Origin of the sequence: Dellaglioa carnosa (assembly GCF_026948345.1) — a bacterium.
GTDB lineage: Bacteria > Bacillota > Bacilli > Lactobacillales > Lactobacillaceae > Dellaglioa > Dellaglioa algida.
Genome location: NZ_JANXLI010000001.1, coordinates 468,681 through 485,980, shown reverse-complemented (window position 1 = coordinate 485,980; position 17,300 = coordinate 468,681). Strand labels below are relative to the sequence as shown.

17 protein-coding genes and 1 other RNA gene are annotated in these 17,300 nt (G+C 35.9%); 15 read left to right on the top strand and 3 right to left on the bottom strand.

What is annotated here, in order from left to right; translation table 11 throughout:
• Window positions 1-37: 37 nt before the first annotated feature.
• Together N0K80_RS02335 and recU are read right to left on the bottom strand one after the other, a co-directional pair.
• On the bottom strand, window positions 38-2,269 hold the full coding sequence (locus N0K80_RS02335) for a transglycosylase domain-containing protein (protein ID WP_269023657.1): 2,232 nt from the start codon (window positions 2,267-2,269) through the stop codon (window positions 38-40).
• A 35-nt stretch (window positions 2,270-2,304) separates the two neighbouring features.
• Complete coding sequence (recU, locus tag N0K80_RS02330; RefSeq protein WP_269023656.1) at window positions 2,305-2,910, bottom strand: Holliday junction resolvase RecU; 606 nt, start codon at window positions 2,908-2,910, stop codon at window positions 2,305-2,307.
• 111 nt (window positions 2,911-3,021) lie between these two features.
• Between recU and N0K80_RS02325 the strand changes: the two genes are divergently transcribed.
• The 9 genes from N0K80_RS02325 (at window position 3,022) to purB (ending at window position 10,175) form a co-directional block, all read left to right on the top strand.
• The gene (locus tag N0K80_RS02325; protein WP_269023655.1) at window positions 3,022-3,588 is read left to right on the top strand and encodes a DUF1273 domain-containing protein; all 567 of its coding nucleotides are present in this window, start codon (window positions 3,022-3,024) and stop codon (window positions 3,586-3,588) included.
• 66 nt (window positions 3,589-3,654) lie between these two features.
• A complete protein-coding gene (gene gpsB / locus N0K80_RS02320) occupies window positions 3,655-3,996 on the top strand; it encodes a cell division regulator GpsB (protein ID WP_057973499.1) in 342 nt (113 codons plus the stop codon).
• Window positions 3,997-4,032: 36 nt separating this feature from the next.
• An RNA gene (gene rnpB, locus N0K80_RS02315) (RNase P RNA component class B) lies at window positions 4,033-4,396 on the top strand.
• A 92-nt stretch (window positions 4,397-4,488) separates the two neighbouring features.
• Window positions 4,489-5,625: a THUMP domain-containing class I SAM-dependent RNA methyltransferase gene (locus N0K80_RS02310; RefSeq protein ID WP_057973500.1), complete on the top strand. Its 1,137-nt coding sequence runs from the start codon at window positions 4,489-4,491 to the stop codon at window positions 5,623-5,625.
• Window positions 5,626-5,966: 341 nt separating this feature from the next.
• Complete coding sequence (locus tag N0K80_RS02305) at window positions 5,967-6,569, top strand: nitroreductase family protein (protein WP_112249815.1); 603 nt, start codon at window positions 5,967-5,969, stop codon at window positions 6,567-6,569.
• A 126-nt stretch (window positions 6,570-6,695) separates the two neighbouring features.
• The gene (locus tag N0K80_RS02300) at window positions 6,696-7,085 is read left to right on the top strand and encodes an EbsA family protein (RefSeq protein WP_269023654.1); all 390 of its coding nucleotides are present in this window, start codon (window positions 6,696-6,698) and stop codon (window positions 7,083-7,085) included.
• A 179-nt stretch (window positions 7,086-7,264) separates the two neighbouring features.
• A complete protein-coding gene (gene purE / locus N0K80_RS02295) occupies window positions 7,265-7,750 on the top strand; it encodes a 5-(carboxyamino)imidazole ribonucleotide mutase (RefSeq protein WP_269023653.1) in 486 nt (161 codons plus the stop codon).
• On the top strand, window positions 7,743-8,864 hold the full coding sequence (gene purK / locus N0K80_RS02290; protein ID WP_269023652.1) for a 5-(carboxyamino)imidazole ribonucleotide synthase: 1,122 nt from the start codon (window positions 7,743-7,745) through the stop codon (window positions 8,862-8,864). The genes purE and purK overlap by 8 nt, the downstream gene beginning before the upstream one ends.
• Before the next feature lie 15 nt (window positions 8,865-8,879).
• Window positions 8,880-10,175 carry an adenylosuccinate lyase gene (purB, locus tag N0K80_RS02285; protein ID WP_269023651.1) on the top strand — a complete coding sequence of 432 codons (1,296 nt, stop codon included), beginning with the start codon at window positions 8,880-8,882 and terminating at the stop codon, window positions 10,173-10,175.
• A 311-nt stretch (window positions 10,176-10,486) separates the two neighbouring features.
• Here purB and N0K80_RS02280 read toward each other — a convergent pair whose 3' ends face one another.
• A complete protein-coding gene (locus N0K80_RS02280) occupies window positions 10,487-11,026 on the bottom strand; it encodes an NAD(P)H-dependent oxidoreductase (RefSeq protein WP_330166147.1) in 540 nt (179 codons plus the stop codon).
• Between the two features lie 144 nt (window positions 11,027-11,170).
• Between N0K80_RS02280 and N0K80_RS02275 the strand changes: the two genes are divergently transcribed.
• The 6 genes from N0K80_RS02275 to purF all read left to right on the top strand — a co-directional run bounded on the left by N0K80_RS02275 (window position 11,171) and on the right by purF (window position 17,290).
• Window positions 11,171-11,638 carry a MarR family winged helix-turn-helix transcriptional regulator gene (locus tag N0K80_RS02275; RefSeq protein ID WP_269023650.1) on the top strand — a complete coding sequence of 156 codons (468 nt, stop codon included), beginning with the start codon at window positions 11,171-11,173 and terminating at the stop codon, window positions 11,636-11,638.
• Window positions 11,639-12,010: 372 nt separating this feature from the next.
• Window positions 12,011-12,730, top strand: coding sequence for a phosphoribosylaminoimidazolesuccinocarboxamide synthase (purC, locus tag N0K80_RS02270; protein WP_269023649.1), 720 nt, complete (start codon window positions 12,011-12,013; stop codon window positions 12,728-12,730).
• Window positions 12,723-12,974: a phosphoribosylformylglycinamidine synthase subunit PurS gene (gene purS, locus N0K80_RS02265; RefSeq protein ID WP_269023648.1), complete on the top strand. Its 252-nt coding sequence runs from the start codon at window positions 12,723-12,725 to the stop codon at window positions 12,972-12,974. Before purC ends, purS begins: the two co-directional genes overlap by 8 nt.
• A gap of 2 nt (window positions 12,975-12,976) precedes the next feature.
• Complete coding sequence (purQ, locus tag N0K80_RS02260; protein ID WP_269023647.1) at window positions 12,977-13,651, top strand: phosphoribosylformylglycinamidine synthase subunit PurQ; 675 nt, start codon at window positions 12,977-12,979, stop codon at window positions 13,649-13,651.
• A gap of 1 nt (window position 13,652) precedes the next feature.
• A complete protein-coding gene (gene purL / locus N0K80_RS02255) occupies window positions 13,653-15,875 on the top strand; it encodes a phosphoribosylformylglycinamidine synthase subunit PurL (RefSeq protein ID WP_269023646.1) in 2,223 nt (740 codons plus the stop codon).
• Window positions 15,860-17,290 carry an amidophosphoribosyltransferase gene (gene purF / locus N0K80_RS02250; protein ID WP_269023645.1) on the top strand — a complete coding sequence of 477 codons (1,431 nt, stop codon included), beginning with the start codon at window positions 15,860-15,862 and terminating at the stop codon, window positions 17,288-17,290. Before purL ends, purF begins: the two co-directional genes overlap by 16 nt.
• Window positions 17,291-17,300: the final 10 nt, after the last annotated feature.

Here is a 17,300-nt window from a genome sequence, read left to right as displayed (position 1 = left end):
ACAATATTTAGTTTTTAAACTAAATATTGTCGTTTTTTTAATTAGAAGCGGATGAAGCTGAGCTACTTGTACTTGTTGACTCTTTAGGAGCTGAACTTGAACTAGCAGCTGAACTTGAACTACTTTCTGGTTCGCTACTACTTGATTTTTCAGAAGAACTTGAACTACTACTGCTACTTAAACTAGATGCACTCGACATTTCAGGGATATCGTATGAACTATCGTCAGATGTCGTTGTATCAGTGGATGAATCAGTTAAAGATAATTCACCATGATTTAGATAAACGTCAGAAGGCTTTGTCCAATCCGAATTTGAAACAGATTGAGAAACATATTGCATTAAGTTTTTATAAATACCTGTAGCTATATGTTGAGAAGTCACATCCAAGTAATTATTTGCAACTAACGGAGAATCGTATCCCGTCCAAACTGAGATAGAGTAATTCTTAGTATAACCAGAGAATAATGAATCCATGGCCGCGTTAGATGGGAATTTAGAAGCAACGTTAGAAGGATAATCAGTTGTTCCGGTTTTACCAGCTTGATAAAGTCCAGGAATTTGTGCTGCTGTACCTGTACCACTAGAACTGTCAATAACGCCTTTAAGCATGTCCGTAATCATGTAAGCCGTTGAGATTTTCATGGCTCTACTACCTGAACTAGAATAATTTAAAACAGTACCATCTTTTTTTACAATATCTGAAATATAAGACCCTTTACGGTAAGTACCACCGTTTGCGAAGGCCGCATAGGCTTCAGCATTTTGCGTAGTTGATATGTTACCACCAATACCAGATGAATAAGTTTCAACTTGATTCTTTGAAATACCAAGTTTTTTAACAAACGTTTGTGCCTGTGGTAGCCCAACTGCTTCAAGCGTTCGAATAGCAGGGATATTACGCGATTGAACTAACGCACTTCTCATTGTCATTGTGCCTAAATGACCGTGATCAAAATCGTTTAACTCTTTTGTGCTTGCATCAGGATAGTAATATTTTGTATCATTAACTTTTTGATTTGTAGGGTAGTTCAAATACTCAATAGCGGGAGCAAAATCCATAATTGGCTTCATAGTTGAACCATTACTTCGACTTGTTGCCACGGCACGATTGTATCCGAATGTTACATTCGTTTGTTTACGTCCACCAATCATCGCAGATATAGCACCCGTTTTTGAATCAACCATTGTAACGGCTAATTGCATTTTATCATCGGGATAGTTAACATAATCGTCTGTATTAGCTATATCGTAAAGTCGTTTTTGGGCATCTAAATCTAAGTTGGTATGAATTTTAAGGCTACTATTGTAAGGATCTAAACCTTTATCTTTAACTGTTTGAATAACTTCTTTTAAATATGAATCAGAAATTTTAGCATTATAAGTATCTTTTTCAGCGGAATGAGACGTTCTCAATCCGGAAGTAATTGGTGTCGCTTTTGCTGTACTTGCATCACTTGCTGATATTTTGTCATTTGATACCATGGCATCAATAACTTCATCTCGTCGTTCCTTTGAGTATTTTGGATGAGCATAAGGATTGTAAGATGATGGCGCATTAGGAATTCCAGCAAGCATCGCAATTTGTGCGATATTTAATTTATCTAATTTTTTACCAAAATAATAGTTTGAAGCGGTCTGCATACCATAAACACCATTACCCATAAATACTTTGTTAGCATAGAACGTTAGTATTTGAGATTTACTGTATTTACGCTCAACTTGTAAAGCTAACCACGCTTCTTGCGCTTTTCGCTTCATGGTTTGATCAGACGCTTTCGTTGAAAAGACAGATAGTTTAATAAGTTGTTGGGTTAAGGTACTACCACCTTGTAGTCCAGCTGAACCGCCGGTAACATTTGCCAATGCTGCACCTGCGATTCGAACAGGATCAACACCATTGTGTTTGTAGAATCGCTTATCTTCAATAGAGACAATCGCATCCTTCAATGTTTGTGGAATATCGGAAGATTCGGCATAGACTCTTGAGGTTCCAAGAGTCGTAATGACTTCATCATTTTTAGCGTATATAACACTGGCCGGTGTACTTTCTAAACTACTTGACGTTATTTTGGGTGAATCTTTAGCGTAGTAGAAAAATAAGCCAACACTTGCGATTACACCAACAACGAACAAACCAATTAGACTAAGAAAAATACGTTTGAAAAGTTTTTTCTTAGTAGGTTTCCCCGTTTTTCCTTTTTTGTTAGTATTTAATTCTTGCTCGCGTCGCGCAACGCGAGTTTTACCTTTATTATCAGCTGTTGCCATAAATAAAATTCTCCTTTAATTACATAAAGCCTTAATTATAGATGCTCTATCATTTTATCAACGTATTTTAAATAGGGGATAACCGGATTTAAAGTATATTGTAGTTCGAATCCTTCAGTTTGGATCGTTTTCAATGGAATTGATTTACGACCATCTTTATTCTGTTGATCCCAGTAGCTAAAAAGTGTTTTTGATGGTAACAAGTATAGTTTATCCAAGGTTGCAAACTTTATTATAACAAAACTAATTCCCTTTTGTAACACGCAAGCTTTCATGTGTTCAATCTGATGTTCGTGAAAGTTGCTCAATGGAAACGATGATTTATTTTTTGTTTCCTTTGCCTCAAAATCTAAATAATGACCATTGTAAATACCATTATAATCTGTCGTTGATGCTGTTTGAAAGTAGGCTTCTTTAATGACAGCCGCACTTCGTTTGGGGTAATCAACTTTTACAATTTTAATAGGTGTTGGTTTTTTATGGATGACGGCCACGTTATTAGCAAGATAAAATGCATTACTTGCGTTAATATCATCTTCTAATGACATGCCTCGTTTACCAAACAACAATAGATTTGATTTTTTTGGCGTATTTAAAGGTGATTGTTCATAAATTTTTCCATTCGGATAGTTAATACTCACGATTATCTCACACTCCAATCTAAAATATTATAACAATAAGTGATATAATTTAATAGCTTTAAAGGATTTGGTAACATATTCTTAATATAAGGAAAGGATGCCTAATTAATTATGAAACGTTTATGGGTGACCGGTTATCGAACATATGAGTTGGGTATTTTTAACGAAAACGATCCTAAAATAACCATAATAAAAAGTGCAATCAAAAAAAATATTATTAACGAAATTGAAAATGGGTTGGAGTGGGTTATAACTGGACCACAACTTGGTATCGAGCAATGGACAGCGCAAATCTGTCTGGATATACAAACAGATTATCCGGACTTTAAAGTATCGCTTATGTTACCGTTCAAAGAATTTGGTAATAATTGGAAGGACGACAAAAAAATAGTTTTAAGTCAAATTTTAAATGAAGTTGATTTCTCTGGTTATGTTAGTAAGGATGTTTATCAGTCACCACAACAGTTAAAGAATTATCAATCATTTATGATTGAACATACGGATGGTGCTTTACTAGTATACGATTCAGAAAATGAGGGTAAAACAAAATTTGATTTGCTGAAAATTAAAAATGTCAAGGAATCAAAAGAGTATCAGTTACGGATGATAGATTTCATGGAATTAGAGGATGTTGCAAATGAAATTGAAGAAGAACGAAAAAATCATTTGAATTATTGAATAATTCTGCTATAATAAACGAGTATTAACATTATTTATGAGAAATTAGTGATGAGGTGTACGAATATGACGGATGTTAATTTTTCACCTAAAGATATCCTACAAAAGCATTTTGAAACAAAAATGCGTGGATATGATTCTAAAGAAGTTGACGAATTTCTTGATGACGTTATTAAAGATTACGAAACCTTTGATAAAGAAGTCAAAAAAGTTCAAGAAGAAAATGATCGTCTAATTGCGCAAGTTGATGAACTTACGAAACAGGTAACTGTGGGTAAGAGTTCACAAACAACTCAAACAACGTCTACAACTTCAAATATGGATATTCTTAAACGTTTATCAAATTTGGAACGTCGCGTATTTGGTGCTCAACTAGATGAAAATGAAAATTCTAGAAATCAATTTTAAATTAATTGAATGATGTAGTAATATAGATTTAGTGTAAATTTCGGGTAATTGCGGTCTATTAAGTTAGGCTGAGGAAAGTCCATGCTTGCACAAGCTGAGATGCTTGTAGTGTTCGTGCTTGGTGAAAAAATAAGCCAAGGTACCTTCGGGTAACGGCGGATAAAATGACTAAGGCTTCGGCTATGTCAAAGTAATCTGTAAAGTGCCACAGAGACGATACAATATTGGAAACGGTATTGCTGGAACGCGGTAAACCCCACGAGTAGGCAACCCAAACTTTGGTAGGGGCGCTTCATGACGGAAATGAACAAATCATGGGGGCAGATAATATCTGGAGATAGATGATTACCACTGATTTCATCGCCTGAGATGGATGACGTACAAAACATGGCTTATAGAAATTTACATGATTTCAGGATGAACTAGGATGAAGGATTTTCTTTTATCCTAGTTTTTTTTATTAAAAAAATTAAATTATAGTGAAGGTGCAAAATGGAAACTTTTAAATTATTGGCAACCGCAGCTAGCGGTATTGAGTCAATTGTTGGAAACGAACTTAAACATATGGGCTACAATGTCCAAGTTGAAAACAGTCGTGTTCGTTTTGAAGGAACGATGGAAGATGTAATCAACACCAATCTTTGGTTGAGAAGTGCCGATCGCGTTAAAATTATTGTAGGTGAGTTTACTGCGACTACTTTTGATGACCTATTTGAACAAACAAAGGCGATTTCTTGGGATAAATTTTTACCATTAGATGCTGAATTTCCAGTCCAAGGTAAATCTCAAAAATCGACGCTTTACAGTGTGCCAGATGCGCAAGCGATTGTTAAAAAAGCAATCGTTGATCAATTAAGCGATGTTTATCATCGAACAACGCGCCTACCTGAGACGGGAGCTAAATACCCATTAGAAGTTGCGATTAATAAAGACAACGTTCTTTTAACGCTTGATACGACGGGTAGCAGTTTATTTAAACGTGGTTATCGTGTTGAAAAGGGTTACGCACCATTAAAAGAAAATATGGCTGCCGCTCTAGTTATGTTAACAAATTGGTACCCGGATAAACCATTCGTTGATCCAGTGTGTGGTTCGGGAACAATTCCAATTGAAGCAGCATTGATTGGGCACAATATTGCACCAGGTATTGGTCGCTACTTTGTGTTTGAAGATTGGGATTTTGTTGAAAAAGGACTCTTCGACCGATTAAGAGAAACAGCAAAAGGTGAAGCAAACCTTGATGTTGTTTTAGATATTGCAGGATATGATATCGATGCCGGTATGATTGAAATCGCTAAAAAGAATGCGGCTGAGGCCGGCGTTTTAGATAGTATTGAATTTAAACAACTTGCTGCAAAAGATTTCACAACTGAAAAAGAAAATGGCGTTTTAGTTGCCAATCCCCCATATGGTGAACGATTAAGTGATACTGAATCTGTTCGTGTCTTATATAAACAGATGGGTGTTGTTTATAAACAAATGCCAACTTGGAGTAAATATATTTTAACAAGCGATTTAACTTTTGAAGAATTTTATGGCTCAAGAGCATCTAAAAAACGTAAATTATATAATGGTTCGTTAAGAACAGACTACTTCCAATATTGGGGCAAACGTAAACCCAGAGTCTAACGAGTTGAATTGCATCTAACTTAATAATAATTGGATGTCTAAACAGTTATAAGTTTTCGTTAGAAGTATTATTGATAAAAAAAGAAGCCTGCTATTAAATAGCAGGCTTCTTTTTTTATCAATAAAGAGCATCACGAATTTTTATATTTTTGATTAGTTTAACTAAGATTGTTGTTATTTTATATATTTTGTGCTTAACAGATAACGCTAAGAATACTACAAAATCAACTCTTAAGACCGCACATGCATTCCGTATAAATAAAAAAATAACATTTAACGCTTTACTTATTAAAAGTAAGTGATATACTAAGTATATTCAATTAGAGAAGGAGAACTTAACTATGAAAACTCAATTATTAGATCTTATGGAACAACGTCGCACAATCTATGCTTTAGGTGATAATGTAAGTCAAACACCCGACGAAATTAGCAGTGTTATCGAAGGTGCTGTTAAACAATCACCAACTTCATTTAATAACCAATCAATCAGAGCAGCTGTTTTATTCGGTAAGAACTCAGATAAAGTTTGGGACATTGTTGAAAAACGTCTTGAATCTGAAGTGCCTAATGCAGATGCCTACAAAAAAACGCAAGAAAAAATTGCTTCATTCCGTGCCGGATTTGGAACAGTATTATACTTCATAGATACTAACGTTATTGCTCAAAACGAAAAAGATTTTGCATTATACGCTGATAACTTCAGAGTATGGGCAGAACAAGGTTTGGGTGGCGCTCAACAAAGTGTTTGGACAGCATTAGCTGAAAATGGTATTGGCGCAAGCTTACAACATTACAATCCACTTATCGATGTTGAAATTAGAAATGCATTCAATATTCCAGAAAACTGGGAATTACGTGCACAAATGCCATTTGGTTCAATTGAAGCAGTAGCAGGCGATAAAGATTTTATGTCTGATGACGATCGTTTCTTAGTAATCAAATAATAATTAAAATGGATGAAACTTAAGGTTTCATCTTTTTTTGTGTAAAAATTTAAAAATAACTGTTTAGTTATGTTAGACTTTAAACATGAATAAATTATCTTAGATTGGCGGAGAGGGATAACGCGTATGCAAAGACATCAAAAAACATATTTTTACCAGCCTGAACTAGCAAAAACGGTTATTTTATGGTCATGGACATTTTGTTTATTATTGAGTAGTTTATTATTATGGTTGGAGATAACGACGTTACAGATTTGGACAATCGTTTTATTTGTTATTTTTCTTATCGTATCGGTCATTCAGATTTTTAGTCGAAAATTAATAATTGACGATAAACATATTAAATTGACGAAAGTTATTCGAAAATATAATGAAACAATTGATATTTCTGAAATTAAAAAAGTTAAACTAAGAAGATTTGGACTTTCTTTTTACTTTTCAGATGGAAAAAAATCAATTGTTTTAAACTCTAGAAGTAAGTTACAACTATATACGGATTTACAAAAAGATAAATAAACGATGCCAGTTGGTTTCGTTTATTTTTTTGTAAAAAAGAAATATTAAAAATAAAATGACACAATACGGTCGCTAAAATACGAACTATTTTTATCATATTTTAAATATTATCCTTTTTTTGCTTTGACACAACGCTTAGTTGCTGATAAGATAGGCTTATTAAAATTGGAGGTAATCTAATGGCAGATATAGCGATTGTAATGGGCTCAATTTCTGACTGGACCACAATGATATTTACGGCTAATATATTAGATGAGCTTAAGATTACATATGATAAGAAGGTTATCTCGGCACATCGAATGCCAATTGAAATGTCTGAATTTGCAATGAATGCGGACGAAAATGGGTATAAGGTCATTATCGCGGGTGCCGGGGGTGCCGCGCATCTACCTGGAATGATTGCTGCTTCAACCAGTCTCCCCGTAGTAGGTGTACCCGTGCAGTCTCATGCACTGAATGGGATGGATTCTTTATTGTCAATTGTACAAATGCCATCGGGAACGCCAGTAGCAACCATGGCTATTGGTAAGGCTGGTGCAACAAATGCTGGCATTTTTGCCGCAAAAATTTGTGGTTTATATAATTCAAAAATAAATGATACATTAAAAGCATATCAACTGCAGATTCGTCAAAAATCCTTGGAAAGTAGTGATCTACTTGACTGAAAAAATATTACCAGGACAGATAATTGGAATCATAGGCGGTGGGCAGTTAGGTAAAATGATGACGACATCAGCAAAAGAGATGGGTTATCGTGTTATTATTTTGGATCCAGAAGCGGATTGCCCTGCCGCTCAGGTTGCTGATGAACAGGTTATCGCCAGTTACGATGATGAAGGTGCTATCATAGATCTCGCGAAAATATGTGATGTTTTGACTTTTGAATTTGAAAATGTAAATGCGGATACGATTGATATGGCAACACGCTACTGTTATATACCACAGGGATCAACTGCATTACGCATTTCACAAGATAGAATTAGTGAGAAACGTTTTTTAGACGTACATAATTTCCCGATTGCACCGTTTAAAGTAATTCAAAATTCATTTAACTTACAAGATGCAATCAAGATGATGGGTTATCCAGCTATTTTAAAAACGGTTCGTGGTGGGTATGACGGTAAGGGGCAAGTTATCCTGAAAGATGCTCAAAATTTAACCGAAGCGATAAAATTGCTTCAAAATGGTGAGTGCGTGTTAGAGGGGTTCGTTCAATTTGATCGTGAAGTTTCCGTTATTATAGCTAGGAATGAATCAGGGCAGCAAAGTATTTTTCCAATTATTGAGAATCGACATCGAAACAATATTTTACATGAAAGTTTTTGTCCAAGCTTATTGTCCGCCGAAATGGTTAACCAAATCGAAATGATTGCCAGCGAAATCGCTGATAATTGTTTGTCTGTCGGAACGATGGGTATTGAATTTTTCATCTCAGATTCAGGAAATATTTACGTTAATGAAATAGCGCCCAGACCTCATAATTCTGGTCATTTGACGATGGAAGCCTGTTCACTATCACAATTTGAAGCGCATATTCGGGGTATTTGCAATCTACCAATGCCAAATCCGCAATTACTATCTGGTGCTATTATGATTAACGTTTTGGGACAGCATGTTTCAAAAGCAATGAATGAAATTAAAAATAAATCACAATGGCATTTTCATTTTTACGGTAAAAAAGAAGTGAAACAAAATCGTAAAATGGGTCATATAACAGTTTTAACAAATAATTTGGAACAGGCAACAACAGATATTTATCAAACAAAAATTTGGGATTAAGAGAGGAAGATAATAATGATTGATCGTTATACGAATGCTGAAATGGGTGCCGTTTGGTCGGATGAAAATAAATATAATGCGTGGTTAGAGGTTGAAATTTTAGCCAGCGAGGCTTGGGTCGAGTTAGGGCACGTGCCGGCCGAAGATGCGGGTAAAATTCGTAAAAATGCCAGCTTTGATATTGATCGTATTTTAGAAATTGAACAAGAAACAAAACATGATGTTGTTGCCTTTACGAGAGCCGTTTCGGAATCTCTTGGAAAAGAACGTAAATGGGTTCATTATGGGTTAACATCTACTGATGTGGTTGATACGGCCTATGGTTCTATTTTAAAACAGGCCAATAATATCTTACGTAAGGATATTGAAGAATTTATGACAGTTTTAGCCGATAAAGCAGTTGAGTATAAAGATACCGTTATGATGGGTAGAACACATGGGGTACATGCCGAACCAACAACTTTTGGATTAAAAATTGCTTTATGGTATTCAGAAATGAAACGTCATCAAACACGCTTTGAAGCTGCGGCCTCAGAAGTTGAAGCTGGTAAAATAAGTGGTGCAGTTGGAACTTTTGCGAATATTCCAATGTTTGTTGAAACTTTTGTATGTGACCATCTTGGAATTAGGCCACAAGAAATTTCAACACAAGTTCTACCACGCGACCTGCATGCTAACTATGTATCAGAAATGGCCTTACTTGCGACGTCAATTGAAAAAATGGCAACAGAAATTCGTGGACTACAAAAAAGTGAAACGCGCGAAGTTGAAGAATACTTTGCTAAAGGACAAAAAGGGTCATCTGCCATGCCGCATAAACGCAATCCAATCGGATCCGAAAATATTACAGGATTAGCACGCGTTATTCGAGGTCACATGGTGACGGCTTTCGAGGACGTTACACTATGGCATGAACGTGATATTTCGCATAGTTCTGCGGAACGGATTATTTTACCTGATACAACTATCTTATTAGATTACATGTTACGTCGATTTACAAAAATCATTAAAGAGTTAACCGTATTTCCAGATAACATGAAAAAAAATATGGGGCGGACTTTTGGTCTTATCTATAGTCAACGAGTTTTACTTAAATTAATTGATAGCGGGATGTCCAGAGAAGCCGCGTACGATTTAATTCAGCCTAAAACCGCAATTTCATGGGATCAACAGATCCAATTTCGACCATTGTTGGAAGCAGATGAACAAATTATGTCGGCACTGACTCAGGAGGATTTGGATGATGCGTTTGATTATCATTATCATATTCGGAATGTTGACGCAATCTTTAAACGCATTGGTCTCATTTAGTCTTGTTTTAAAGGGATTTTAAGTTTTGTAGTTCTCAATGTGAATTGTTAGTGATCATAGTAATGAATGGAATGATTTAATAATGACGTTATCGGAAAGTGTCCTTAATCGGGAAATACTTCTGATAATGTTTTTTTAATCGTTGATAGTGTTGCTAATGGAATATTCAGCTCAAGATTACTTTATACGGATTAGGCATATATCTAGCCGAAAAAACACTTCACGTCAGGATTAATTACTACAATCTTGACTAATAAAATGTTTTTTACGGTCTAATACATTTTTGCTTTAGCATTACTGTTAATCTTTAGTTAGAATTTAATTTTACGAAGTGCAGCTTCGCGTTTAGCGAGCTTAGCATCACCATCAAAGGTCAGCCATTTAAATTTTTTTAAACCAATTTTATGAAAAGTTCCTACCCAGAATGAGTAGAAGACAGGTTTATGATAATGTAATTTATAATAAAAAGGCGGGGTTCCCATAGTTGTCATCATGATAACCGTGGGATTTTTAGGAAAAGGTGATTTTCCATGCTTAGGTAAAATTGAACGTGATAAAACTTTGTCTAAAAAACCTTTTGTCATAGCAGGCATAAGTTCCCACCAAATTGGAAAAATAAAAATAATTTTATCCGCGTCTAATAGGCGGTTCTGGTAATCTAATGTTTGTGGATCTAAAGAATGCCCCGTTCGCCAACTGGCTAAATCTTCAGCTGACATAATGGGGTTAAAATGATCTGCATGTAAATCGATAATATCAACGTCTTCACCTTTTGCCTTAAGCATGTTAACTGTCTGCTTAAGGACAGCGGCGGCATAGGCACGATTATGGGGTTCATTTTCACTGGCAATTGCAGTGTAAGGGTGGTCAAAAATAATAATATTTTTAATTTTATTTCCTTCTTTCTGTTTATATTCTTTGGAATATAAACTATAATAATACGTGGCGGTATAAATGTCAAATATATATTCCTTGGAATTAAAAAGAGGCTTACTATGAATGAAGAATTATTGCAGGCATTACGTGAATTTAGAGAACGTGACGATGAATTAGATATTGAACATCAATGGATTGTTGACCATTTAGAAAGCGTAAATTTAAAAAAAAGAACTGAGACAATTAATTCTAGTGATTTGGGTGTTTTATCACTCATTTCAGAACGTCCCATTGCTTTAAAAGAAATTGTTTCAAATGTATCAATGACGCAAGGAGCAGTTTCTAAAATAATCTCTAAGTTAGAAAAAAAGGGATTAATTGAAAGGATCAAACGACCGACTAATCAGAAGGCTATTTATCTGTTATTAACGACGGATGGAATCGAATTAAAAAAAGTCCATCAACAAATGCATTTAGATCTAGATAGAAAATATGCGCAATTAGAAGACGAATTTACACCAGAACAATTAGCGGTTATCCTAGAGTTCATACAGAAAGTTAATCATCTACGTTATGATATAAAATAAAATTTACCGAAATTCAATTGTTAAATAGATTGGTTGCTTGCTTTGTTCTAATGGGACAGTCTATTTATGATAAAAATTATTTGTGAAAAGATAACTCCGTTCTAGTATTTTACTAGAGTGGAGTTATCTTTTTTTGTAGTTATTAGTTTTTTGTAATTATGTAAATGATTCTTTGGACCGTATATGCCAATTAAACTCAAAAATATTTCTACATTTAGTTAAACACGAACTATTTATTTATTATTTTGAAAATATATCGTATTTAACTATTGATATTTCTTTAATATATTGTTAAACTTACTTTATTATTAACGAACAATTATTAATATTTTTATTAAATTGTTAAGTGATTATCTAAGGGAGGCCATTTGATTGGAGCAATTAATTTACGAGGGAAAAGCTAAGGATGTCTACCAAACAAGTGATAATGAAGTGCTAAGAATAGTTTATAAAAACCAAGCAACTGCTCTTAATGGTAAACGAATGGAAGAAATATCGGGTAAAGGGTCCTTGAATTGTCAAATCTCTAATATCATTTTTGCTTATTTGGCGGAGAACGGAATTAAAACACATTTCATTAAGAATGTGTCAAAAGACGAACAATTGGTTAAAAAAACTAATATCATCCCAATTGAATTTGTTTTACGAAATGTAATTTCTGGCAGTTTTGCTCGTAAGTTTAATCAAATTGAAGGAACCAAACTATTATCACCAGTTCTTGAATACTATTATAAAAGTGATGCACTTGATGATCCGGTAATAAATGAATCCCAAATTTTTGCGTTAAAATTTGCAACGGAACTCGAAATAATTGAGATAAAAAAACAAGTACTACTTATAAATCAACTATTGGTTCAACTCTTTAAAAAAATAAACATTGATTTGATTGATTTTAAACTTGAATTTGGTCGTTACCATGGTGCCATCATCTTAGCAGATGAGTTCTCACCAGATAATGCGCGTTTATGGGATACAACGACACACGATTCATTAGATAAAGATATTTTTAGAAAAGAACAAGGAAGTATTATTCCAGCGTATGAGGAAGTATTAAACCGATTGAAAACGGAAAAGGGGCTAACTAATGTATAACGTAAAAGTATATGTCACCTATAAAGAATCAGTTTTAGATCCACAGGGGCAGGCTGTTAATGAAGCAATCAGTCGATTGGGCTTTTCAGGCGTGAGTGATGTCCGGGTTGGGAAATACTTCGTAATGAACATTAAGGCAACTGAACTAGAAATCAATCGAAAGGTTGATGATATTTGTGATCAATTGTTGGCTAATCCCAATATGGAACATTATCGCTATGAACTTGAAGAATTGGGGGAATAAGTATGAAATTTGCGGTTATTGTATTTCCAGGTTCGAATTGTGATGATGATCTGTTTTATGCCATTCGGGATGGCTTGCATGAGCAGGTAGCGTTCGTATCGTATACGGAAACATCGCTCGATGGATTTGACGGCGTTCTACTTCCCGGCGGATTTTCATATGGGGATTATCTAAGAAGTGGTGCAATCGCAAGTTTATCGCCAATTATGAATGAAGTGAGACGGTTTGCTGATGAGGGTAAACTTGTGTTTGGAACGTGCAACGGCTTTCAGATGTTAACTGAAATGAACTTACTTCCGGGAGCCCTAATTCGAAATAAAAAAATTAAATTTATTTGTAAACCTGTTTCATTAAAAATCGTCAATAATCAAACAAGTTTTACAACCGGTTATAAAAATCAAACATTAATCGAATTACCAATTGCGCACGGTGAAGGTAGTTATTATTGTGATGATGAAACTTTAGTTAAATTAAAGAAAAACAAACAAATTGTTTTTAGATATGAAGATAACCCAAACGGAAGTATCAATGATATTGCTGGAATTGTTAATGAACGGGGGAATGTTCTTGGTATGATGCCTCATCCAGAACGGGCAATCGAAGCATTACTGGGTTCAACCGATGGACTTGATTTATTTAAATCGATGCTAATGACTTACAGAGAGGGAGTGAGGTAATTTGGTTATGATGCAAGAACCGACAGCGCAGGAAATCGAAGAAACCAAACTGTATCAAGAATGGGGTTTAACGGACTCGGAATATAGATTAATTAAAAATGATATTTTAAAGCGTCAACCGAATTATACCGAGTCCGGTCTGTTTTCAGTCATGTGGAGCGAACATTGTTCATATAAAAATTCTCGACCCGTTCTAAGTCGTTTTCCAAATTCTGGTCCACAGGTTTTACAGGGACCAGGAGAAGGTGCAGGTGTTATTGACATTGGTGATGGTAAGGCGGTTGTTTTCAAAGCTGAAAGTCATAACCATCCTTCGGCCGTCGAACCGTATGAAGGAGCCGCAACAGGTGTCGGAGGTATTATCAGAGATATCTTTTCAATGGGTGCTACCCCAATTGCGCTGCTGGATAGTTTGCGTTTTGGTGAATTAGATAACGAGCACACAAAGTATCTTATGTCAGAAATTGTTGCCGGTATTGGTGGCTATGGTAACTGTATTGGGATTCCAACCATTGGTGGCGAAACGAGTTTTGATCCTTGTTATGAAGGAAATCCACTTGTAAATGCCATGTGTGTGGGACTCATTGATCACAAAAATATTCAAAAAGGTCAAGCAAAAGGAAATGGTAATTTGGTCATTTATGTTGGCGCAAAAACAGGTCGTGATGGTATTCACGGGGCAACGTTTGCTTCCGACGAATTCGCTGATGATAAAGAAACGCAACGTTCAGCTGTTCAGGTGGGAGATCCATTTATGGAGAAATTACTGATGGATGCCTGTCTGGAACTTATTTTGGACCATCCCGACTGGTTGGTAGGTATTCAAGATATGGGTGCTGCTGGATTAGTTTCGTCGACGGCCGAAATGGCTTTTAAAGCCGGTTCCGGTATGGTTCTTGACCTGGATAAAGTGCCACAACGAGAAACGAATATGTCTGCTTATGAAATGATGTTATCTGAATCTCAAGAGCGCATGGTTCTCTGTATTAAACCCAAATTTGAAACAGAAGTAACGGATTTATTTAAAAAATATGATTTAGAGGCCGTTAATATAGGCTATGTAACGGAAAGCACGGATTACATATTAATACATGAAGGAAAAATTGTGGCCAATTTACCAGTTGATTCTTTGACAAGTGACGTACCCGTTTATCACAAAGAACAAAAAGAACCGGCTAGAATTAATCAATTTAAAAATCAGGATGATTTTATTCCTGAAATTAAAAATGTGAAGGAAACTTGGCTAGCTTTATTGAGGCAACCAACAATTGCATCTAAAGCATCGTTGTATGAAACATATGATTCGCAAGTTAAGGTTAACACGGTTGTTAAACCCGGTAGTGATGCCGGTGTCATCCGTATTAGAGAAACGAATAAGGCGCTCGCAATGACGACGGATTGTAATGCACGATACATTTACTTAAATCCGAAAATTGGTGGACAAATTGCTGTTTCTGAAGCCGCACGTAATATTGTTGCATCTGGCGGGAGACCGCTGGCAATTACTGACTGTTTAAACTATGGTCGCCCAGAGAACCCAGAAATATTTTGGGAATTTGACCAAAGTGCCATTGGTATTTCAGAAGCTTGCGAGTTGTTTAATACACCAGTTATTTCTGGAAATGTCTCGTTATATAACGAATTTAATGAACAGGCTATTTATCCGACACCCATGATTGGGATGGTTGGTTTAATTAATGACGTTAAACACATAACAACACAGGATTTTAAACATCCTAACGATCTACTGTATCTGATTGGTACAACATACGATGATTTTAATGGTTCAGAAATTCAGAAAATGGTGTCCGGCGAGATTTCTGGTGATCTCACACATTTTGATTTAAAGCAGGAAAAACGTAACCAAGAATTAGTGTTGGAAGCTATAGAGTCTAATCTGGTCGAAAGTGCTCATGATTTGGCTGAAGGGGGCCTGGCCGTTGCCTTAAGCGAGTCGGCGTTTAAAAATGACCTGGGTATGTCAGTCGAGCTAGACATACCCGATGCACAACTTTTTTCGGAAACGCAATCACGCTTTATCTTATCGGTTAATCCAGAGAACACAGAAGCATTTGAAAAGTTGATGGAACTAAATGCCCAAAAAATCGGTCGCGTAACAGCGACACGGATGATTGACGTAACGACAAAAGATAAGCATATAGTAATGGCTGTTGCTGAAGCAAAGCATGCCTGGGAGGATGCCATTCCATGTCTAATGAAGTAAGAAGCTTAAACGAAGAATGTGGTGTTTTTGGTGTTTGGGGTCATGAAGATGCTAATCAAATAACTTATTTTGGCCTTCATAGTTTACAACATCGTGGACAAGAAGGTGCCGGCATTGTCTCGAATGATGAAGGCACGTTAATTGGGTACAGGGGATTGGGATTATTATCAGATGTTTTTAGAAAGCCCGAAAAGATTAAAAAATTAACGGGGAATGCGGCCATTGGTCACGTTCGGTATGCAACGGCTGGAAGTAATGGAATTGATAATATTCAACCTTTCTTGTTTGATTTTTATGACGCACAATTTGCGTTAGCACATAACGGTAATTTAACAAATGCAACTACCCTCAGAAATGAATTAGAACAAGATGGTGCCATTTTTAAATCAAGTTCAGATTCGGAAGTTTTGATGCATTTAATTCGGCGTTCGAACGCGGACACTTTGCATGAACAAGTTAAGGAAGCATTAAATCAAGTTCGTGGTGGTTTTGCGTACCTATTAATGACATCTGACTGCATGATTGCAGCGCTAGATCCAAATGGGTTTAGACCCCTATCAATTGGGCAAATGGTTAATGGTGCTTATGTTGTTGCGAGTGAAACATGTGCGCTGGATTCCGTTGGCGCAGCGTTTGTACGTGACGTTAATCCCGGGGAAATTGTTACGATCAGTGATGAGGGATTATCAATTGATGTATACACAACGGATACAAAAATGGCAATTTGTTCAATGGAATATATTTATTTTGCCAGACCGGATTCAGATATTTGTGGGATTAATGTCCATTCAGCACGTAAAAGAATGGGTCGTCAATTGGCAAGAGAGACAAGTATTGCTGCGGATATGGTTATTGGTGTGCCAAATTCATCACTATCTGCGGCGAGTGGGTATGCGGAAGAAAGTGGCATCCCTTACGAAATGGGATTAGTTAAAAATCAATATGTTGCTCGAACCTTTATTCAACCGACACAAGCGCTGAGAGAACAAGGTGTGAGAATGAAATTATCAGCCGTTAAAAGTGTTGTTAGAGGTAAAAAAATTATATTAGTGGATGACTCAATCGTTCGGGGGACAACGAGTAAACACATCGTTCGCTTGTTGAAAGAGGCCGGGGCAGCTGAAGTTCATCTGAGAATTGCTTCACCACCCCTTAAATATCCATGTTTTTATGGAATTGATATACAAAAACAATCTGAATTGATTGCTGCTCACAAATCAGTAGAAGAAATGCGGGCCATTATTGACGTAGATTCATTATCATTTTTAAGTGAAACCGGGTTAATTGACTCGATTGGGCTGAATTTAGATGCCTCTTATTCAGGGTTATGCATGGCATATTTTAATGGAGACTACCCAACGCCATTGTACGATTACGAAACCGAATATTTGGCGAATTTAACGGCAGAAAAGTGAGGATTTTAAG